The following is a 20,871-nucleotide window of genomic DNA, read 5'->3' as shown; positions in this document are numbered from 1 at the left end:
TTCCTATATCCTGCCTACATGAACAGGTCCGAGGCGGTCAGGAAACTTCAACAGAACGCCGATGCTATCCGCAGCATGGGCGCGACGTCGCTTTACCTGTTTGGTTCGACCGCCCGGAACGAGCAGTCGTCCTGCAGCGACCTTGACCTCTTCATCGACTACGAGCCGGGGCGTCGCTTCTCGCTGATCAATCTGGTCGGGATCAAGCAGTTGCTGGAAGAGACCATGGCCGTCGAAGTGGACGTGACCACACGAGACAGCCTGCACCCGCAACTGAGGGAAGACATCGAACGCTCAGCCATCCGCGTGTTCTGATGGTTCAGCGCAAGATCGGTCCCATCCTGGCGGAAATTCTCGATGCACTCGATGGCATCGAGGCTGCGACCGCCAACAAGACGCTTCAAGACTTCCAGGACAACTGGCTGCTGAAGCACGGCGTGCAACGCGGCATCGAAATCATCTCGGAAGCTGCACGGCATTTGCCGGACGAACTCCTCGAACGTGAGCCAGAAGTGCCGTGGAAGCAGATTCGCGGGATCGGAAACGTGCTCAGACATGAATATCACAAGATTGCGGATCCAATCGTTTGGGCGGTGGTTACCGACCACCTACCGAACTTGCGCAGCGCCGTTCAGCGTCTGATAGCCGACCTCGGCACCGACGAATCTTGAATTCGCGTGTCGATTTCCCCATTTGCAAAGCCGCGCGGGCAATCTTGCCCGCCTATCGAGGACACAATGACCGCACGCGTTCTGGACGGCGAAATCATCACCAGCAGGCTTGAGGACTCGCGTGCCTATGACGGCGTGCGGACGCGCCGGGTGCTGGCGTTCCTGGTCGACTATCTGATCGTCGGCCTGCTGCTGATTCCGTTTGCCATCATCGTCTTCTTTCTCGGGATCCTGACGCTCGGCCTCGGCTGGGCGCTGTTCGGCATCCTCGGCCCGGCAGTGGCACTGCTCTATGTCTGGACGACCCTCGGCGGCCCGAACCAGGCGACTACCGGCATGCGAATCATGGGCATCCGACTCGACCGCCTCGACGGCAGGCCGGTGGACGGCCTCCTGGCCATCGTGCATTCGGTGCTTTTCTGGGCCGGCAACGTGGTTTTGACGCCACTTGTCCTGCTGGTTTCGCTGTTTTCCGACCGCAAGCGCACGCTGCACGACCTGCTGCTTGGCACCGTTGTCAGCCGCAGCGACAGCTGAAATTGCCATTCGCCGAGTCAAAACGGGCATTTGCGCCAAAATGTGAAGGCAAAGAATCCACTTACCTTCACATTCATGTTGAATTTTTCGCGGGTAGCGCCAAGCTAGGGAACATTGATTGGGAGTCTTCCTGACGCTCGATGACGCAGCATCCTACCCATTCCCCGCAATTCTTCCTGACGGCGCCTTCCCCATGCCCCTATCTTGAAGGGCAATTCGAGCGGAAGGTCTTCACCCATCTGGTCGGCGACAAGGCCCCGGAAATGAACGACCTGCTGACCCAGGGTGGTTTCCGGCGTTCGCAGAACATCGCCTATCGGCCCGCCTGCGAAACCTGCAGGGCGTGCGTCTCCGTCCGCATCCTGGCCCAGGAATTCAAGGCGACGCGCAACATGCGCCGCGTGATCGAGCGCAATTCCGACATTGTCGGCGCCATGCATGACGCCGAGCCCTCGACCGAACAATATTCGCTGTTCCGCACCTATCTCGACGCCCGCCACCGCAGGGGCGGCATGTCCGACATGACCGTGCTCGACTATGCCATGATGGTCGAGGACACACATGTCGACACCAAGGTGATCGAATATCGCCGCCGTGGCCCCGACACCTTCATTACCGGCCAGGGCCAGGGCGAACTGATGGCCGTCGCGCTGACCGACCAGATGGCCGACGGCCTGTCGATGGTCTATTCCTACTACAATCCTGAAATGGACGAACGGTCGCTTGGCACCTTCATGATCCTCGATCATATTGCCCGCGCCCGCACCATGGGCCTGCCCCACGTCTATCTTGGCTACTGGGTCAATGGGTCGCGCAAGATGAACTATAAGGTACGCTTCACACCTCAGGAGCATCTCGGCATGAAGGGCTGGGAGCGCTTCGAAGGCGACATCTGAGCACGTCCGGCCCGTTTTCCACGCTGCCGTAGACCATCTGGCAGGGAAAATCGTGGCAAGCACTCATTCCAATCATTCCAAGGGCCTGTTGCTGACTGCGATAGGCGGCATGGCGCTGACGGTCGACATTCCACTGATCAAGCTCGCCGACGGCAATCACTGGTCGATCCTGCTGATGCGCAGCGGCGTGACGTTCCTAGCTGCCATCGTCATCTGGCTGGTCTGGCGCTCGTTCAGCCGCAACGCGCCGCAGCTCATCCCTGGCCGGGCCGGGCTGGTGGTCGCCGTCCTCTACGGCATCGGATCGATCGCGTTCGTCACCGCCGTGTACAACACCTCGACGGCCAACCTGGTGTTCATCCTGGCCTTCAACACCGTGTTCGCGGCGGTGTTGTCGTGGATTTTTCTCAGGGAGCGGCCGCGCCCGGTGACCATGCTCGCCATGCTGGCCATGGTCGGCGGCGTGCTGATCATCGTCGGCAGCTCGATCGGCACCGGTCACCTGTTCGGCGACCTGATGGCCGTTGTCTCGGCTTTCTGCATTGCCTCGGCCATTACCATTTCGCGTTCCAGCGGCAAGGACATGGGCTTCACGGCACTCGTCGGCGTTCTCCTGCCCTGCCTGCTCGCCGCCTACATGGTCTCGAGAACCGGCTTTCAGATTGAGGCGCCATGGTGGATCATCTTCAACGGCGCAGTGATCATGCCGATCTCGTTCTTCTGTCTCGCCAACGGCCCGAAATACATTTCCGGCCCGGAAGTGGCGATGTTCTACCTGCTCGAGACGGTGCTTGCGCCGATCTGGGTCTGGATGATCTTTGCCGAGGTGCCGACACACAACAGCCTGATCGGCGGAGCGATCCTGATCGTCACGCTCGTCGCCCACTCGGCCTGGCAGCTTTCGGAAAGCCGCAAGCGCAGGGCAAGCGCGGCAGTTCAGCAGGCAGCATGAAGCGCAGGCCTCGGCCCCTAGCCTGCCTGCGTTCGCTTGGCCGGGGGCAGGCCCTCGCTGACGGCTTCAATGGTGCGCGGCGCCCCCGCTTCGGGCAGCACGTTGGCCGCAATCGCCGCCGCCTCGTCGTTCAGCTCGATCTCGCGAATCCATTCGCGCCAGATCGCGACCAGCAGCGCCATCAGCACCGGGCCGATGAACAGGCCGAGCAGGCCCATCGTCTTGACGCCGCCGATGAGACCGAAAAAGGTCGGCAAGAAGGGCAGCTTGATGGGCCCTCCGACCAGCCTTGGCCTCAGCGTCTTGTCAACGATGAAGAGTTCGATTGAGCCCCAGCAAAACAGCGCCACACCAGCGACTGGCGAGCCACTGGCAACCAGATAGACCGAGACCAGCGTGAACGACAAAGGCGCCCCGCCAGGAATGAGCGCCATGAACCCGGTGATGACGCCGAGCGTGACCGGCGAGGGAACACCGGCGACCCAGTAGGCCAAGCCAAGAACGACGCCCTCACCTATGGCGATCACCGTCATGCCCATGACGGTGGCGCTGATCGTCTTGGGAACGACGCGCGAGATGCGCTCCCAGCGCATCGGCAGGATACGCTCGCCCAGCCGGTCGAGCTGCGCGACGAAGGATTCGCCGTCGCGATAGGTGAAGAACAGGGCGATCAGCATGAACAGCAGCGTCAGCATGATACCGAAGGCGCTGCCACCGGCAGCAAGCACACCCCGGTAGATGCTGCCGATATTGGCGCCGCTGACGAGTTGGATCAGTTCGCCGATGGAACCGGGATGGCCAACATAGCGGGTCCATTGCTCGTTGAGCCATTCGCCGACGACCGGGAGATTGTTGATCCATTCCGGCGTCGCTGCGCCATGGCGGTTGGTCTCGAGCGCCCAGCCGAACCACTCGCGGATCTCATTGACCGCATAGGTCGCGGCAAAGGAGATCGGCACCACCAGGAAGGCAACGATGAACAGGAGCGCCAGCGTCGCACCGACAGTCCTGTTGCCGTCAACCGCCGCAAGAAGTCTTCGATAGAGCGGCCAGCTGGCGAATGCGATGACGAGTGCGGCCAGAACAGGGACCAGGAAGCCGTGAAAGAAATAGATGCCTGCGGCAACGATCAGCACCAGCAGCCAGCGCGCCGCCGACAAGGGCGGCACAAGGGCCGCGCGCATCGGCTGGGACGGGCCGAACAGCCTCGGCTCTCGCTCCGGTTTGCGGGATTCAGTCACTTTCAAGGGCCTTGATCTCCTCGGCCCTGAAGTGGACCCGATTGGACACCCGGCGCCGCTTTACGACGCCGATGGGAAGATCATAGAGGCTTATGCGAGGCAGCGCACGAAAACTTTGCCGCACTGCCGCATTCGAGACGCTAGCCAAAGCGGCCGGTGCGCGGGAAGCCTTTCGGCACCATACGTCCGGCCGTGGCGCGCGTTCCGATCCACTCGACCAGTTCCTCTCGTGACCGGGTGAAGGTTCGGTCCGCGGAATCCAGCCAGCTCAAGCCGCTCTCCATCGTGAAGGTCTTCACGTCGAGCACGCCGCCATCCTTGTACTTCTGCAGCCTGACGCCCTTGCCGCGCGTCATCTCGGGGATCTGCTCGAGCGGGAACACCAGCATCTTCCGGTTCTCGCCGACGATGGCGAGATGATCACCAGCGAGCGGGATACAGCGCTTGGCTTCATCCGGCGTCTTGACGTTCATCACCTGCTTGCCCTTGCGGGTGTTGGCGACAACCTCTTCCTCGGGAACCGTGAAGCCATTGCCCTCGTGGCTGACCAGCAGCAGCTTGCGCTTGGGCTCATGGACGAAGGCGGTGACGATGTCCTGGTCGTTGTCCATGTCGACGATGATGCGGATCGGCTCGCCATGGCCACGGCCGCCCGGCAGGCGGTCAGCGCCAATGGTGTAGAACTTGCCGCCTGTCGTGAAGACCAGGATCTTGTCGGTCGTCTGGGCGTGGAGGGCCAGCTTGAGGCTGTCGCCTTCCTTGAAGGTGAGCTGCCCGAAGTCGGCCAGATGCCCCTTCATCGCTCGCAGCCAGCCCTTCTCCGAGACGACGACCGTGACCGGCTCCTTCTCGATCATCGCGTGCGCGATGTCGGTGAGGTCGTGGTCGGGGGCTTCGGCAAACACGGTACGGCGACGGCCGAGCTCGGTTTCGGGGCCGTAGTGCTTGCGGACCTCGCTCACTTCCCACTTGATCGTCGACCACTGCTTGGCATCGGAGGCGAGCAGCGCTTCGATCTGCTTCTTCTCAGTGCTGAGCGCGTCGAACTCCTTGCGGATCTCGAATTCCTCGAGCTTGCGCAGGGCCCGCAGGCGCATGTTCAGGATGGCTTCGGCCTGGGTATCGGTCAGATCCCAGCGCGCCATCATCACCCGCTTGGGCTCATCCTCCTCACGGATGATGCGGATCACCTCGTCGATGTTGAGGTAGGCAATGAGGTAGCCGCCGAGAATTTCAAGGCGCTTTTCGATCTCGCCGAGGCGGAACTTCGATCGACGAACCAGCACCTCGCGGCGATGGTCCAGCCATTCGCGCAACACGCTCTTGAGCGACAGCACGTTCGGCACCTTGCCGCGCGACAGCACGTTCATGTTGAGCGGGAACCGGCTCTCGAGCTCGGTGAGCTTGAACAGCGATTCCATCAACAGGCCCGGGTCGACCGTGCGGCTCTTGGGCACCAGGACGACACGAATGTCCTCGGCGCTTTCGTCGCGGATGTCTTCGAGCAGCGGCAGCTTGCGGGCGATCAAAAGCTCGGCGATCTTTTCGATCAAACGCGACTTCTGCACACCATAGGGGATTTCAGTGACAACGAGGTTCCAGGTGCCCCTGCCCTGATCCTCCTGCTGCCACATGGCGCGCATGCGGAAGCCGCCACGCCCGGTCTCGTAGGCGTTGACGATGGAAGCCCAGTCATCATCGACACTGCCGCCGGTGGGGAAATCGGGGCCACGCACCTTGCAGTTCAGGCGCAGCTCTGGATCGTCCTTGATGCGATCCCATTCGCCCGGCGAGGTCATCAGGTCGGTGACCGAAGCGTCGGGATTATCGATGAGGTGGAGCGCAGCGCTGCAGAGCTCTGCGGCATTGTGCGGCGGGATCGAGGTCGCCATGCCGACGGCGATGCCGGACGAGCCGTTGGCAAGCAGATTCGGGAACGCGCCCGGCAGGACGACAGGTTCCTCGTCTTCCTCGTTGTAGGTCGGGCGATAGTCGACGGCGTCTTCGGTGATGCCCTCGAGCAACGACACCGAGACCTCGGTCATGCGCGCTTCGGTGTAACGCATGGCGGCGGCGCTATCGCCGTCGATGTTACCGAAATTGCCCTGTCCGTCGACGAGGGGGTAGCGGACGGAGAAATCCTGCGCCAGACGCACCAGCGCGTCGTAGATCGACTGGTCGCCATGCGGGTGGAATTTGCCCATCACCTCGCCGACGATACGGGCGCATTTGGCGAAACCCTGGTCGGGATTGAGCCGCAGCAGCCGCATGGCGTGCATGATGCGGCGATGGACCGGCTTCAGTCCGTCGCGCACATCGGGCAAGGCCCGATGCATGATGGTCGACAGCGCATAGGCCAGATAGCGCTCTTCGAGCGCCTTCTTCAGGTCGACCGGTTCAATATTGTCGCCGCCGTCATTTCCAGGCGGCAAAAGCCCTTTTCCCATGGGTTTGGACTAGCGGAACGGGTGATTCGCGACAAGCCTTATCGGCAAAAGCAAGGGGCGACACAGTCGCCCGGATGAAACAAATTTTTGCGCTCGCTAAAGTAGCAATTGCGCGATCATCTTGCCGTTCACCATTTTTGCGCGTGTTGCATTGCAGCGATTGCCTTTTGCGCCGAATTGCGGCCAATGTGGCGAGAATGCCTTTTTCCAGTCCAGTTCCTGACGGACAGGATATGGCGTGAACGATTCCTCACAAGTCTCAGGGAACCATGATGACGCAATACCGCTCTGCATTCAGCAAGCTCGCTCTATCGACCTTTCTCTTCACGCTTCCGCTCAATGCAGCACTGGCCCAGGACGCGACCGCGGTAGCCGAAAGGCTCAAGGCCGTCCTGGCAGCCCAGAACCTGACGCTCAGCTGGACCAGCGTGTCGGGCGACGCCTCCGAGACCGTGCTTGAAGGGGCAAGCATCGCGATGGCCGGGGAAGACAAGCCGGTTTCCGTCGGCAAGGTCACGCTTGGCGGCATTACCGAGGAGAATGGCGGCTACAAGATCGAGACCCTCAGCACAGAGGCCTACAGCCTCACCGAAGGTACCACCAAGGTCGATGTCAGCCCGCTGACCATCGGCAATGTGTCGCTGCCGGCCGAAGGCTCGACCGATCCGCTGGCATCGTTCCTGATGTACGAGACCGCCAATCTCGACAACGTCAGCGTCAAGATCGGCGACAAGCAAGCCTTCCAGATGACCAACTTCGCGGCGGAGGTGACGCCTCCGGCCGACGGCAACGCCATGGAATTCACCGGTTCGGCAGAGAAGTTCACCGCCGACCTCAGCCTCGTCGAAGACCCGCAGTCGAAGGCTGCGATCGACGCGCTCGGCTACCAGAACATCAGCGGCGACTTTCAGCTGGCTGGCACCTGGCAGCCGACCGACGGCCGCATGGCGCTGTCGAACTACGACATCACCGTCGACGACGCCGGTACACTCGGCATGACCTTCGACCTCGGCGGCTACACCGTCGATTTCCTCAAGTCGGTGCAGGACCTGCAGAAGAAGATGGCCGACCAGCCGGAAGGCACCGACAACTCGGCTCAGGGCCTCGCCATGCTCGGCCTGATGCAGCAGCTCACCTTCAACGGTGCGACCGTGCGCTTCGACGACGATTCGGTGACCAACAAGGTTCTCGAATATGTCGGCAAGCAGCAGGGCATGTCAGCCAAGGACATCGCCAACCAGGCCAAGGCGATCGTGCCGTTCATGCTGATGGAACTCAACAATCCGGAACTGGCAGCGCAGGTGACGGCAGCCGTGACCGCCTATCTCGACAACCCCAAGTCGCTCGAGATCGCAGCCAAGCCCGCATCGCCGGTTCCGTTCGCCCTGCTGGCGGCCAGCGGCATGTCCAACCCCAAGGAACTGCCCAAGACGCTCGGCCTGACGGTTACGGCCAACCAGGATTGATCCTTGGCAAGACGGCCAAACGGAAAAGCCCGGCAGCGATGCCGGGCTTTTTTGTTGAATCGAAAGAATCGCTTGCGCGGGCCTCTTAAGCTTCTTTCTTGGCCACGGCGACGCGCAGCGACAGCTCGCGCAGCTGCTGCGGCGAGGCTTCGGCAGGCGCATTCATCAGCAAGTCCTGCGCCTGCTGGTTCATCGGGAACAGCGTCACTTCACGCAGGTTCTTCGCACCGACAAGAAGCATGATCACGCGGTCGACGCCCGCAGCCATGCCGCCATGCGGCGGGGCGCCGTACTGGAAGGCGCGGTAGAGACCACCGAACTGCTCCTCGACCTCTTCACGCGACTTGCCGGTCAGCTCAAACGCCTTGACCATCAGCTCGGGCAACTGGTTGCGGATCGAACCGGATGCGATTTCGAAGCCGTTGCAGACCATGTCGTACTGATAGGCCTTGATGGTGAGCGGGTCCTGGTTGTTCAACGCATCCAGGCCGCCCTGCGGCATCGAGAACGGGTTGTGGGCGAAATCGATCTTCTTTTCGTCTTCGAGCCATTCGTAGAACGGGAAGTCGATGATCCAGCACAGCTCGAAACGCTCGCGGTCGACGAGGTTGAGCTCCTCGCCGGCGCGGGTGCGGGCAGCACCGGCAAACGAGACGAACTTCTTGGGGTCGCCGGCGACGAAGAAAGCGGCGTCACCATCCGACAGGCCAAGCTGCTGGCGGATCGCCTCGGTGCGCTCTTCACCGATATTCTTGGCGATGGGACCAGCGCCTTCGAGCTTGTCGCCTTCCTTGCGCCAGAAGATGTAGCCGAGACCCGGCTGGCCCTCGCCCTGGGCCCAAGAGTTCATGCGGTCGCAGAATGCGCGCGAACCACCGGTCCTGGCCGGGATGGCCCAGACCTCGACCTTCGGGTTGGCAGCGATCATGCCTGCGAACACCTTGAAGCCCGAACCGTCGAAATGCTCAGTGACTGGCTGGATCTCGATCGGGTTGCGCAAATCGGGCTTGTCGGTGCCATAGGTGCGCAGCGCGGTGTCATAGGGAATGCGGCGGAACTGCTGCGTCACCGGCTTGCCGTCGGCAAACTTCTCGAACACGCCGCGCATCACCGGCTCCATCGTGTTCCAGACGTCTTCCTGGGTCACGAAGCTCATTTCGAGGTCGAGCTGGTAGAATTCGCCCGGCAGGCGGTCGGCGCGCGGGTCTTCGTCGCGGAAGCAAGGCGCGATCTGGAAATAGCGATCGAAGCCGGCGACCATCAACAGCTGCTTGTACTGCTGCGGTGCCTGCGGCAGGGCGAAGAACTTGCCCGGATGGATGCGCGAAGGCACCAGGAAGTCGCGTGCACCTTCAGGCGACGATGCCGTCAGGATCGGCGTCGAATACTCGGTGAAACCCTCATCGGTCATGCGCGCGCGCATTTCGGCGATGATCCTGGTGCGGGCCACGATGTTCTTGTGCAGCGTCTCGCGGCGCAGGTCGAGGAAGCGATACTTGAGACGGATGTCCTCGGGGTATTCGGGTTCGCCGAACACCGGCAGCGGCAATTCCTTGGACTGCGACAAGACCTCGATCTCGCCGGCGAAAACCTCGATCTCACCGGTTGGCAGGTTGCCGTTGACGGCCTCGGCCATGCGCGCCTTGACCTCGCCATCGACGCGGATGACCCACTCGCCACGGACGGTCTCGGCGACCTTGAAGGCCGGCGAATCGGGATCGGCGACGATCTGGGTCAGGCCGTAGTGGTCGCGCATGTCGATGAACAGCAGGCCGCCGTGATCTCGCACGCGATGCACCCAGCCGGACAGGCGGACGGCGGAACCGACGTCGGATTTCCTCAATTGAGCGCAGGTGTGGCTGCGGTAACGGTGCATGGCAAATATTCCGGTTCGGGCTGTTGTCATACGGCGTCGAGGCGTCCGATGCGCCCGGGCCGAAATTTGGCGGGAAAAGCGCATGGGTGCCCGGTTTTGTCAAGGTAAAGCCACCGGTTCGGGCGGCTCCGCTGCGCAGAACGCCCCAGTTAAAGGCGCTTCTTCAGCCAGACGCGCGAATGGCCTGCCGGATAGTCATCGATACGGCCGAACTCCTCATAGCCCAGCCGCTTGTAAAACTCCGGCGCCTGAAAGGTGTACGAATCGAGATGAACGCCGACGCAACCCCTTTGCCTGGCGACCTCTTCGGCCCTGCCAAGCAATTGCACGCCGAGACCCCGGTTGCGATGTTTCGAGCTGATCCAGAGCCATTCCACGAAAAGCCACGAATATTCGGACGAGCCCTTCAATCCGCCAGCGAGCGAAGCGTCCTCGTCGCGCGCGACGATCCACAGATCCTGCTCATTGTGGGGCCCCGCCGTCTCGTAGTTGTAGGCGTTCAGGCCTTCGCCGATCAGCTGTGCTGTCTCCCGATCAATGCTCGTGCTGACCGTCAGTGTCGTCATCATCAGCTCCCGCTCTCGCCATCCGTCGGGACGACAGGCGCGCAAGCTAACCGTCTCGGCGCTCGACACGTTGGCGCAGCCGGCGGAATATGTCGCGCCAGTGGCCGACTGGCATTGACCGGACGGCCTAACTATAGCCAACTCACCTTTTCTCGCGTTGCCGAATGTCCTCCATACGTCCCCTCATCCCGCTTCTGATCACCGCCGGCATCCTGCTAGGCGGCAACGGCCTGCAAAGCACCTTGATTGCGTTGCGCGGGGCACAGGAGGGCTTTTCGGCGTCGACCATCGGGCTGATGGGCACCTTCTACTTCATGGGGTTCCTGCTCGGCTGCATCTTCATCACCCGCATCATGAAGGCCGTCGGCTATGTCCGGGCCTTCGCGGCGCTGGCAGCCATCGCTGCCGCCGCGACATTGATGCTGGTGCTGGTCATCGACCCGGTGATGTGGTCGCTCATCCGTTTCGCCACGGGCTTCTGCTTCGCCGGGCTGTTCACGGTGATGGAGAGCTGGCTCAACTCGGGCGTCTCCAACCATGACCGGGCCCGAGTGCTCGCCATCTACCGCATCATCGACATCGCATCGGTGACCGGCGCGCAGTTCATGATCCCGGTGTTCGGTGCCGGCGGCTTCACCATCTTCGCCATCATGTCGATCATGATCACGCTGTCGCTGGTGCCGGTGTCGCTCGGCGACCGTTCCAACCCGACACCGCCGGAGGAGGTCAAGCTCGACTTGAAGCGCGCCTGGCGCATCTCGCCGCTCGGCAGCATCGGCTGCATCTTCGTCGGCGTCACCAACAGCGCGTTCCGGACGCTGAGCCCGATCTATGCCGAACAGATCGGGCTGTCGGTCACCGACGTCGTCACCTTCGTCAGTGTCGGCATCATCGGCGGCGCGCTGGTCCAGTATCCCCTCGGGTACATGTCCGACCTGTGGGATCGCCGCAAGGTACTGCTCGTCACCACCGTCGGCGCGATGACCTCGGCGCTGATGCTGGTCTTCCTTGCTGGCAATTCGCCGCTGGCCAACTTCGTGCTGATCTTCATCTTCGGCTCGTTCGCCATGCCGCTCTATTCACTGTCGGCGGCGCACGCCAACGACCGGGCGGAAAAGGGCGAGTTCGTGCTGATCAACGCCGCGCTGATGCTGTTCTACTCGGTCGGCGCGATCGCGGGTCCGTTCGTGGCCTCGATCGTCATGGAGCAGTTTGGACCGCATGCGCTTTTCAGTTTCAGCGCAGCAGTCTACGTCGCGTTCGTGGCGGTCATCGTCTATCGCATGGGATCGCGCTCGCCGGTGCCGGCCGGCCGGCGCGGCCGCTTCATCGCCTTGCTGCGGACGTCGCCGATTTTCGCCCGCCTGGCCGGGCGAAATGGCCCAACGAATGGTTCGGACGCCGACTAGACTTCCTCTCCGGATGCGGCAATCGCTTGACGAATGGCCGCTCGACTGAAATGGAAAGACAACGCGTTCTGATAAAAGCAATATTATGCATGTAATAACGACCCAGGACGAACTCGATACCGCCGTTGCCGCTCTCGAAAAATCCACCTTCGTCACCGTCGACACCGAGTTCATTCGCGAAACCACTTTCTGGCCGGAGCTCTGCCTGATCCAGATGGCGGCGCCTGGCGTTTCGGCGCTGGTCGATCCGCTGGCGCCCGGGCTCGACCTCAAGCCATTCTTCGACCTGATGGCCAACGAGGCAGTGACCAAGGTCTTCCATGCCGCCCGGCAGGACATCGAAATCGTCTTCCATCTCGGCGGACTGATCCCTCACCCTGTTTTCGACACGCAGGTGGCGGCGATGGTCTGCGGCTTCGGCGACAGCGTCTCCTACGAGCAGATCGTCCAGAAGATCACCGGCGGCCGCATCGACAAGTCATCGCGCTTCACCGATTGGCGCCACAGGCCGCTGTCGGAAAAGCAGCTCGAATATGCGCTGGCTGACGTCACCCACCTGATCGATGTCTACCAGCATCTCGTCACCGAGCTCGAGCGCGAAGGCCGCGCGCACTGGCTGAACGAAGAGATGGAGGTGCTGACCTCGCGGGCAACCTACGATCCGCATCCGGAAGACGCCTGGAAGCGGCTGAAGATGCGTCTGCGCAAGCCGCAGGAACTGGCCATCGTGCAGGCCGTCGCCGCCTGGCGCGAGCGCGAGGCGCGCGAACGCAACGTGCCGCGCGGGCGCGTGCTCAAGGACGACGCGATCTACGAGATCGCCCAGCAGGCGCCGCGCGACACCACGGCGCTGTCGCGGCTGCGGACCACGCCCAAGGGCTGGGAGCGCTCCTCTTCGGCAACCGCCCTGCTCGCCGTCGTCAATGCGGCGCTCGAAATACCGCGCGACCAGATGCCCAAGCTGCCCAAGACCTTCCAGCCACCTGAGGGCTCGAGCGCGGCCGCCGAACTGCTCAAGGTGCTGCTGCGCCTGGTCTCGGAAAAGGAAGGGGTGGCGCCCAAGGTGCTTGCTTCGGGCGACGACATCGACCGTATCGCCGCCGAAGGCGAAGCCGCCGACGTCCCTGCCCTGCAGGGCTGGCGCCGCTCGGTGTTCGGCGAAACCGCTCTCAAGCTGGTGCGCGGCGAAATCGCCATCCGTTTCGACAAGCGCAAGATCGCAGTGTTCGAGATCGAAGCCTGAACGGCCTGATCGGCGCGGCTCAGACCGCGCCGGCAAGATGCAGCGCGAACCAGATCCACAGCAGCCCAAGTACCAGCCAGCCCAGAATGAAGGCCAGACTGCGAAGCCTGACCCGGTTGGCAGTCAGGTGAACCCACGCGTGCGCATAACGTGTCGCCACGAACAGCCAGGCCAGCCCGACACTGACAAATGACGCGCCGTCGGTCACGTAGAGTGCCAGGCACGCTGCGTAGAACAGCACCGGCAGCTCGAACTGGTTGATGGTGTTGTTGGCGGCGGTGACGCTCAACTCCGGCTCGGCGGCGCGCGTCTTGAACTGGTTCACCCGCGCCTCGCCAGCCTGTACCGCCTGCCTGCGCCGCAGGCCCAGCACGACATAGACGATGTAGACCAAAAGAACCTGCGAGAGCATCGGCCAGAAAATAGCGGTCTGGTTCACAAGCATAACCTCAAGAAAAATGATCGACTAATCTGGCCATCAATTGCTGCACTCCATTTCTGCTTAATGGAGAATTTACGGATCATGATCGAAACTGTGATGCAGCAGTTCAATGGTCGACCGAAACATGATGCTCCCTGCAACCGCCAATCGCTACCAACCTGCTCTAGCAGTCATCCAAGCCGGAACCTATGCCCGTGAACGCGCAATGCGCGAGGATGCGCAGGCTGCGGGGGGCATGAAGCCGCTCGGCGACATGGCCCAGACTGCGCCGGCCCGCCCGAAAGACATGCAGGCCATCAACGAGTATTACTTCGGCATCAGCCTGACGCCGATGGAAGTGATGTTCTCCATGGTCGAGAGGGCCGTCGACTTTCTCAACGACAAGCTGGGCGTGGGCAGCGACGGCGACCCCAAAGCCGTCGAAGCCGGCAACAAATGGCGTGAAGAAGCGCTGATCAAGAATGTCGGTGTCGGTTCGGGGGACGACTTCCGGATCCCGAAACCAGGCGAGAACGGCGTTACCTTCCGGGCTGTGGCCAAACTCGTCCTGGAGAAATTCAAGACCGAATTTCTGGCAGGCGACGGCGATCTCAGAAAGGTGCTGGAGGATGCGGCGGGCTTCCGTCTGGACGGGATGAACGCAGTCGATCTGTTCAAGGCATTCGCGGATCCGGAAAGCGACGCCGCGCGGAAGGTGTATGACGCGGTGTCGGAAGGCCTTGCCGGCCAGGCCGGCAGCAAGGTTTCGCAGCGCTTGGAAGCGGCAACGTCCGGGGCCAAGTCGGTCGAAGAGACCCTCGCCGACCAAAAAGGGTCTTCAATCGACGTCGTCGACAAGGAAACGATTGCCGAGGACCTGAAGGCTGTCCGGACAGCCGAAGCGAAGGAAAAGCTCGACGAAGCAGCAGCCATTCCCGAGAAGATCAGAGACGCCCTCGAGGAAATTCAGGCCGGCAAGGACACGTCCGGCACGGACAGTTCGCAGGCGGCCTTGGCAATAGTCCAGGCCCTAAGCGGGATGAGCGAAACCGTGTCGTCCCCGGCAACTGGCCAGGATGCCCCCGAGATGGAACTGGATCTGTCCGGCATCGCCAGGGACGCTGCCAAGGAAGACCGCGACGAGGGCACAAAGGGGGAAGCCCTGCGTGGGCTGCTTGCGCAATACCTCGAATTCATCGACGCATCCGACATCGACAAGAAGCAGAAATTGTCCATTCGGCTATAGCCGATCAGCGTAGCTTGCGGTCGCCGGTGCCTGCTGATCGCCTGACGCTTCGCAAGCCCGCAAGTACAAAGGTTGCGACGACCGCGACCGATACAGCCAGAAACGCAAACTTGGCGACAATCAGGCCGGAGGCGAGCGCCATCGACCTGGCTCCCGCCGATGGCGGGTCGGCGAGGATACGCGCCACGACGATGTTCTGGGCATAGTCGGCAATCGTATAGGGCAGCACCAACGCAAGTGCTGCGACCGAGCGCATCGTCTCCGAAAGGCCAGCGAAACGCGGCAGCCTGTCGCCGGCCTTCAGGATCAGGCTGACCAGCGTCGCCGAAAGCAGCGCTGGGAAGAGAAGGTCGAAGGTCAGGTAGTGCCAGACGAGAATGATCTCGGCGCCCGGCCGGCCGAGAGCCGCAATCCAGGCAAAGCCTTCGCTCTCGGAGACCCCCCAGAAACGCAGATCGAGCGACGGCAGGCCGCCGCTCAAGCTGCGGAAATAGAAGAACTCCAGCAGCGTCATTGCGGCGAATACTGCCGCAGTGACGACGCTTAGCGCAGCCGCGTGACGCCGCAGCCGCACGATCATTGGGCTCACATGCCGCCGGGGTAGTTCGGGCTTTCGCGCGTGATGGTCACGTCGTGGGCGTGGCTCTCGCGCAGGCCGGCGTTGGAGATGCGCACGAAAGTGGCGCGCTCGCGGAAGTCGGCAAGATTACGCCCGCCGACATAGCCCATCGCAGCCTTGAGGCCGCCGGCGAGCTGGTGCAGGACGCCGCCGACAGGGCCCTTGTAAGGCACCTGGCCCTCAATGCCTTCGGGAACCAGCTTGAGCGTGTCGCGAACCTCGGCCTGGAAGTAGCGGTCGGCCGAGCCGCGCGCCATGGCGCCCACCGAACCCATGCCGCGATATGCCTTGAACGAGCGGCCCTGATGCAGGTAGACCTCGCCCGGGCTCTCTTCGGTACCGGCGAGAAGCGAGCCGATCATGGCCGCACCGGCGCCAGCGGCCAGAGCCTTGGCGAGATCGCCCGAATACTTGATGCCGCCGTCAGCGATGACGGTCACGCCGGCCTTCTGTGCCACCTCGACAGCCGACATGATGGCCGACAACTGCGGCACGCCGACACCGGCAACGATACGCGTGGTGCAGATCGAGCCCGGCCCGATGCCGACCTTGACGGCGTCGGCGCCCGCGTCGATCAGCGCCTGGGCGCCGTCGGCGGTGGCGATGTTGCCCGCCATGATGCGGATGGAGTTGGAAATCTTCTTGGCCCGCGCCACCGCATCGAGGACGCGCTGGGAATGGCCATGGGCGGTGTCGATGACGAGCAGGTCGACGCCGGCGTCGATCAGCCGCTCGGCCCGCTCGAAGCCGTCATCGCCGACGCTGGTGGCAGCCGCGGCGCGCAGGCGTCCCTGCGCATCCTTGGACGCGTTCGGGTTGAGCTGCGACTTCTCCATGTCCTTGACGGTGATGAGGCCGACGCAATTGCCGTGCTTGTCGACGACGAGCAGCTTTTCGATGCGGTGCTGGTGCAGCAGCCGCTTGGCCTCGTCCTGCTCGACCGTCTCCTTGACGGTGATCAGGTTCTCGCGCGTCATCAGCTCATAGACCTTCTGCGCCGGGTCGGAAGCGAAGCGCACGTCGCGGTTGGTCAGGATGCCGACCAGGCGGCCGGTCTTCTGGCCACCGGCGCCGCCATTTTCGACGACCGGGATGCCCGAAATGCCGTGGGTTCGCATCAAGGTGAGTGCGTCAGCCAGCGTGGCGTCCGGGCCGATGGTGACCGGATTGACCACCATGCCCGATTCGAACTTCTTGACCTGGCGGACCTGCTCGGCCTGTTCGGCGGGGGTGAAGTTGCGATGGATCACACCGATGCCACCGGCCTGGGCCATGGCAATCGCCAGGCGGGCTTCCGTCACCGTGTCCATGGCCGCCGAAATGATCGGCACGTTGAGATCGATATCGCCGGCAATGCGGGTGCTGATGTCGGTTTCGCCGGGCATCACCTCGGAATGGCCGGGCTGCAACAGCACGTCGTCGAAGGTCAGCGCCAGAGCGCCGGTGGAGGATTCAATGATTTTTGCCATGGCCAACCTCGGAATACGTAAAAGGACGCTGGAACCAGTTGGTATGCAGCGCCGACTCGTCTTTTCCCTTTCAGGATTGGCGGTGGCTGGTACCACGTCTTCGAGCCGATGAAAAGCGCAGCTTGAGGCGCAATCGACACGGAGGCTACTTCATCGTGCCGACTGGACCGCACGGGCCGCATGCGTTGGCTGCGGACAGGCTGCCGCATCCATGTTAACGGTCGGATCGGACGGCGGCCTGGCTGCCGGCAGATGCAGACGCCACTGCGGAAAAGTCCGTGAACAGAACCACCCCGCTCATCCTTGCCGTCGCCCTGTTCATGGAGAACATGGACTCGACCGTCATCGCCACCTCGCTGCCGGCGATCGCGACCGACATCGGCACGAGCCCGATCGCGCTCAAGCTGGCGCTGACGGCCTATCTCGTTTCGCTCGCCATATTCATCCCGATCAGCGCCTGGATGGCCGACCGTTTCGGCGCCAAGCTGGTCTTCCGCGTCGCCATCGGCGTTTTCATGCTGGGTTCGGTCGCCTGCGCCATCTCGGGGTCGCTCGGCGAATTCGTGCTCGCGCGCTTCCTGCAAGGCATGGGCGGATCGATGATGACGCCGGTAGCGCGGCTGGTTCTGGTCCGCACCACCGAAAAGAGCGGCCTGGTGGCGGCAATGGCAACGCTGACCATCCCGGCACTTGTCGGTCCGCTCATCGGCCCGCCAGTCGGCGGCTTCATCACCACCTTCTTCGCCTGGCACTGGATTTTCCTGATCAACATTCCCATCGGCGCGCTGGGCATCTGGCTGTCGGGGCGCTTCCTGCCCGAGATTGCGCCGGAGGCAACGCGACCGATCGACGTGCCCGGGTTCTTCCTGTCGGCCATCGCCGCCTCAGGTGTGGTCTTCGGCCTGTCGGTGGTCAGCTTGCCGGCGCTGCCGCCTGTCGTCGGCGTCGTCACCATTGCCGTTGGCCTTACCGCAGCGCTGCTCTACATCCGCCACGCACGCCGGACGCCCTACCCGCTGCTTGAACTCAAGCTCTTCGCCAATCCGGTCTTCCGCACGGCGATTGTCGGCGGCTCGCTGTTCCGCGTCGGTGTCGGCGCGGCGCCGTTCCTCTTGCCGCTGCTGTTCCAGCTCGGCTTCGGGCTGTCGCCATTCCAGTCGGGCATGATCACCTTCGCCACCGCAGCGGGAGCGCTGTCGATGAAGTTCGTCGCGCCGAAGATCCTGAAGAGCATGGGGTTCCGCACGGTGCTGACGGTCGCTTCGGTGGTTTCAGCCGGCCTGATGGCGGCCAATGCGCTGTTCACATCCCAGACGCCCTATCTCGTGATCCTTCTGGTGCTGTTCCTGTCAGGTTTCCTGCGGTCCTTGTTCTTCACCTCGTCGAACGCGCTGGTCTTTGCCGACATCGAGACCGCCCAGAGCGGCCAGGCAACCGCCATCTCGGCCGTTGCCCAGCAGACCTCGGTGGCGCTCGGCGTGGCAGTCGGCGGCGGCGCGCTCGAAATATGGTCGCTGGCCACCGGCCAGGCGATCGGCGGGGCCGGCTTCACCTTCGCGTTCCTGACGGTCGCGCTGATTTCGGGACTGCCGGCGTTCATGTACGCGCGCATGGCGGCCGATGCCGGTGGCTCGGTTTCCGGCCACCGCCTGCGTCAGCGCGAGGCCGACGAGCCGCAGCAGCTATGAGGCGTCAGGCTCGGACCTGCCCTTGAAATCCTTGGCAAGCAAATAGAGCTCGGCCGATTCATCGCGCGAGGCCGGTGGCTTGACGTGATGGACGGTGCGGAAATTCTGCTTGAGCAGGGTCAACAGTTCGGCCTCGGTGCCACCCTGGAAGGTCTTGGCCAGGAAATGGCCACCGGGCTTCAGTACCGAAATGGCGAAATCGGCAGCAACCTCGCACAGATGCATGGTGCGGATGTGATCGGTGCGCCGGTGCCCCGTCGTCGGCGCCGCCATGTCGGACAGCACCAGATCAGGCGCGCCGCCGAGCGCCTCGGACAGGCGTGCCGGGGCGGCATCGTCGAGGAAATCCATCAGCAGCACGGGCGCTCCGGGCACCGCATCCATTTCGAGATAGTCGATGCCGACGACATGCGGCTTTTCCGCCGTCGAGTTGGTGCGGGCGGCCGCCACCTGGCACCAGCCACCGGGCGCGGCACCAAGGTCGATGACCTTCATGCCCGTCTTCAACAGATGATGCTTGTCGTCGATCTCGATCAGCTTGTAGGCCGCGCGCGAGCGGTAGCCGTCGGCCTTCGAGCGCTGGACGTAGGGGTCGTTCATGTGGCGTTCGAGCCAGCGGCGCGACGATTCCTTGAGGCCGTGCTTCTTCTTGATCTTGGTGCGCAGCACGCGCGTCGCGCCCGCTCCTACCGCTGGTTTTGGTTTCTTGGTCATGTACGCTGTCCGTTCCGCCAGTTGCGGCGCCACACGCCGTCGTCGGCCATCAATTCGCTCAAAATGCCCTCGCGCAAGCCGCGATCGGCGACACGCAGCCGTTCCGATGGCCAGACCGCCCGAATCGCTTCCAGGATGGCGCAGCCAGCCAGGACCAAGTCGGCGCGGTCGGCGCCGATGCAGGGATTGGCCACGCGCTGCTGGAAGTCCCAGCCGAGCACTTTTTCGACCATGCGGTCGACGCTGGTTCCATCCATCCAAAGCCCGTCGACGCGGCGGCGGTCGTATCGGTCGAGTTCGAGATGCACGCCGGCGAGCGTAGTGACCGTGCCCGAAGTACCCAACAGGTGGAATTTCGGGCTCGACACGACATGAGCCAAGCGGTCGCGCCCGTCGAACGAACGCAGGCGGGTGGCAACATCCTCGACCATCGCAGCAAAGATCTCGCGCGTCACCGTGCGGCCGCCGAAGCGCTCGGCGAGCGAAACCACCCCGACCGGCAGCGACGTCCACGAGACGATGTGATTCGCCAGCCGCGGCGAGCGGTGGCGCGAAACGTCGATCAGGGCGATCTCGGAGGAGCCACCGCCAATGTCGAACAACACGACCCCGTCGGTGTCGCGCTCGACCAGCGAGCCGCATCCCGAAACAGCCAGCCGCGCTTCCGTCTGGCGGTCGATGATCTCGAGCTTGAGGCCTGCCTCACGCTCGACGCGATCGATGAACTCCGCACCATTCGCGGCCGAACGGCAGGCCTCGGTGGCGATCAGGCGCGCTTTCTTGATCTTGCGGTTGCGCAGCTTGTCGCTGCAGACCTTGAGCGCCTCGACCGCCCTGTCCATGGCCGCCTGGCCGAGCCGACCGGACGCCGAGAGGCCCTCGCCCAGCCGCACGATGCGCGAGAAGGCGTCGATGACGCGAAACTGGCCCGGCCTTCCCGGCACAGCCACCAGCAGCCGGCAATTGTTGGTGCCAAGGTCGAGCGCCGCAAAGACCGGCAGGTCCGACACCGGCATGCGGCGCGGCTGTTCGGCCACCTCCGGCCTTGCGACCGGGTTGCTTGGCTTCAGAGAAACCGCTGGCCCGGCCACGGGTACTGTGGACTCCGCCGGCTTGCCGCCGGCCGCAAGCTGAACGCCGTCGCGCGCAAAAACCTTGCGGCCGCGGCGGCGCTTACGCCTTTTCCTGGTCTTGCCTTTTGGTTGCGCGGCGTCCCCATTGCCGTGACCGTTGACCGGTCGCACGGCGGCCTGACGGCCCGGTCGGGGAGCTTCCCCGCCATGACGCGACGGACCATCCCCGGAGACACCCGCATCCGACGCGCTGACGTCGGCTTCGCGGTCCTTCACCCTGCAATTTCCTTCTGGCGCCGCGCGAACCCTTCGGACGCTGCACGCGCATATCATCTTG

Annotated in this window: 19 protein-coding genes; 10 read left to right on the top strand and 9 right to left on the bottom strand. The window is 63.2% G+C overall.

The features are described 5' to 3' along the window. Positions 1-18 precede the first annotated feature (18 nt). The 5 genes from WHT83_RS13740 to WHT83_RS13720 all read left to right on the top strand — a co-directional run bounded on the left by WHT83_RS13740 (position 19) and on the right by WHT83_RS13720 (position 3,056). Positions 19-315 (top strand): nucleotidyltransferase family protein, encoded by a 297-nt coding sequence (locus tag WHT83_RS13740; RefSeq protein ID WP_406871472.1) that lies wholly within the window; start codon positions 19-21, stop codon positions 313-315. After that, a complete protein-coding gene (locus tag WHT83_RS13735) occupies positions 315-671 on the top strand; it encodes a DUF86 domain-containing protein (RefSeq protein WP_406871471.1) in 357 nt (118 codons plus the stop codon). The genes WHT83_RS13740 and WHT83_RS13735 overlap by 1 nt, the downstream gene beginning before the upstream one ends. A 66-nt stretch (positions 672-737) precedes the next feature. Further along, on the top strand, positions 738-1,208 hold the full coding sequence (locus WHT83_RS13730; protein WP_183261865.1) for an RDD family protein: 471 nt from the start codon (positions 738-740) through the stop codon (positions 1,206-1,208). 140 nt (positions 1,209-1,348) lie between these two features. Continuing rightward, positions 1,349-2,104, top strand: coding sequence for an arginyltransferase (locus WHT83_RS13725; protein ID WP_318761975.1), 756 nt, complete (start codon positions 1,349-1,351; stop codon positions 2,102-2,104). Between the two features lie 52 nt (positions 2,105-2,156). After that, complete coding sequence (locus WHT83_RS13720; RefSeq protein WP_406871470.1) at positions 2,157-3,056, top strand: DMT family transporter; 900 nt, start codon at positions 2,157-2,159, stop codon at positions 3,054-3,056. Positions 3,057-3,073: 17 nt separating this feature from the next. On the opposite strand, the gene WHT83_RS13715 is transcribed toward WHT83_RS13720, so the two are convergent. Next, the gene (locus WHT83_RS13715; RefSeq protein WP_183261868.1) at positions 3,074-4,303 is read right to left on the bottom strand and encodes an AI-2E family transporter; all 1,230 of its coding nucleotides are present in this window, start codon (positions 4,301-4,303) and stop codon (positions 3,074-3,076) included. Positions 4,304-4,437: 134 nt separating this feature from the next. Beyond that, positions 4,438-6,744 (bottom strand): DNA topoisomerase IV subunit A, encoded by a 2,307-nt coding sequence (gene parC / locus WHT83_RS13710; RefSeq protein WP_406871469.1) that lies wholly within the window; start codon positions 6,742-6,744, stop codon positions 4,438-4,440. Positions 6,745-7,016: 272 nt separating this feature from the next. Between parC and WHT83_RS13705 the strand changes: the two genes are divergently transcribed. Further along, the gene (locus WHT83_RS13705; protein WP_406871468.1) at positions 7,017-8,210 is read left to right on the top strand and encodes a hypothetical protein; all 1,194 of its coding nucleotides are present in this window, start codon (positions 7,017-7,019) and stop codon (positions 8,208-8,210) included. An 85-nt stretch (positions 8,211-8,295) separates the two neighbouring features. Here the strand turns inward: WHT83_RS13705 and aspS are convergent, their stop codons facing one another. Together aspS and WHT83_RS13695 are read right to left on the bottom strand one after the other, a co-directional pair. Then, the gene (aspS, locus tag WHT83_RS13700; RefSeq protein WP_406871467.1) at positions 8,296-10,086 is read right to left on the bottom strand and encodes an aspartate--tRNA ligase; all 1,791 of its coding nucleotides are present in this window, start codon (positions 10,084-10,086) and stop codon (positions 8,296-8,298) included. Between the two features lie 149 nt (positions 10,087-10,235). Continuing rightward, positions 10,236-10,652, bottom strand: a complete 417-nt coding sequence (locus WHT83_RS13695; RefSeq protein WP_183261876.1) for a GNAT family N-acetyltransferase — start codon at positions 10,650-10,652, stop codon at positions 10,236-10,238. A gap of 164 nt (positions 10,653-10,816) precedes the next feature. Between WHT83_RS13695 and WHT83_RS13690 the strand changes: the two genes are divergently transcribed. Both WHT83_RS13690 and rnd read left to right on the top strand, forming a co-directional pair. Further along, entirely contained in the window at positions 10,817-12,061 is a 1,245-nt protein-coding gene (locus tag WHT83_RS13690; RefSeq protein ID WP_318761979.1) for an MFS transporter, read from the top strand. 85 nt (positions 12,062-12,146) lie between these two features. Beyond that, a complete protein-coding gene (gene rnd / locus WHT83_RS13685) occupies positions 12,147-13,304 on the top strand; it encodes a ribonuclease D (RefSeq protein WP_406871466.1) in 1,158 nt (385 codons plus the stop codon). Between the two features lie 19 nt (positions 13,305-13,323). On the opposite strand, the gene WHT83_RS13680 is transcribed toward rnd, so the two are convergent. After that, positions 13,324-13,743, bottom strand: coding sequence for an MAPEG family protein (locus WHT83_RS13680; protein WP_406871465.1), 420 nt, complete (start codon positions 13,741-13,743; stop codon positions 13,324-13,326). A 112-nt stretch (positions 13,744-13,855) separates the two neighbouring features. Here WHT83_RS13680 and WHT83_RS13675 point away from each other — a divergent pair, with 112 nt between their 5' ends. Beyond that, positions 13,856-14,971: a hypothetical protein gene (locus WHT83_RS13675; protein ID WP_406871464.1), complete on the top strand. Its 1,116-nt coding sequence runs from the start codon at positions 13,856-13,858 to the stop codon at positions 14,969-14,971. Positions 14,972-14,975: 4 nt separating this feature from the next. Here the strand turns inward: WHT83_RS13675 and WHT83_RS13670 are convergent, their stop codons facing one another. Further along, the gene (locus WHT83_RS13670; protein WP_406871463.1) at positions 14,976-15,551 is read right to left on the bottom strand and encodes a hypothetical protein; all 576 of its coding nucleotides are present in this window, start codon (positions 15,549-15,551) and stop codon (positions 14,976-14,978) included. A gap of 5 nt (positions 15,552-15,556) precedes the next feature. Next, positions 15,557-17,059, bottom strand: a complete 1,503-nt coding sequence (guaB, locus tag WHT83_RS13665) for an IMP dehydrogenase (protein ID WP_183261889.1) — start codon at positions 17,057-17,059, stop codon at positions 15,557-15,559. A gap of 278 nt (positions 17,060-17,337) precedes the next feature. Here guaB and WHT83_RS13660 point away from each other — a divergent pair, with 278 nt between their 5' ends. Then, the gene (locus WHT83_RS13660) at positions 17,338-18,747 is read left to right on the top strand and encodes an MFS transporter (RefSeq protein ID WP_318761984.1); all 1,410 of its coding nucleotides are present in this window, start codon (positions 17,338-17,340) and stop codon (positions 18,745-18,747) included. Here WHT83_RS13660 and WHT83_RS13655 read toward each other — a convergent pair. Together WHT83_RS13655 and WHT83_RS13650 are read right to left on the bottom strand one after the other, a co-directional pair. Next, complete coding sequence (locus tag WHT83_RS13655; RefSeq protein ID WP_108608513.1) at positions 18,742-19,461, bottom strand: RlmE family RNA methyltransferase; 720 nt, start codon at positions 19,459-19,461, stop codon at positions 18,742-18,744. The two genes, WHT83_RS13660 and WHT83_RS13655, sit on opposite strands and share 6 nt — an antisense overlap. Then, positions 19,458-20,810, bottom strand: a complete 1,353-nt coding sequence (locus WHT83_RS13650) for a Ppx/GppA phosphatase family protein (RefSeq protein WP_183261892.1) — start codon at positions 20,808-20,810, stop codon at positions 19,458-19,460. The genes WHT83_RS13655 and WHT83_RS13650 overlap by 4 nt, the downstream gene beginning before the upstream one ends. Between the last annotated feature and the right edge of the window lie 61 nt (positions 20,811-20,871).

It is taken from the genome of Aminobacter sp. P9b, assembly GCF_045345995.1.
Lineage (GTDB): Bacteria > Pseudomonadota > Alphaproteobacteria > Rhizobiales > Rhizobiaceae > Aminobacter > Aminobacter niigataensis.
The sequence above is the reverse complement of the archived record's forward strand: the minus strand, read 5'-3'. Positions and strand labels throughout refer to the sequence as shown.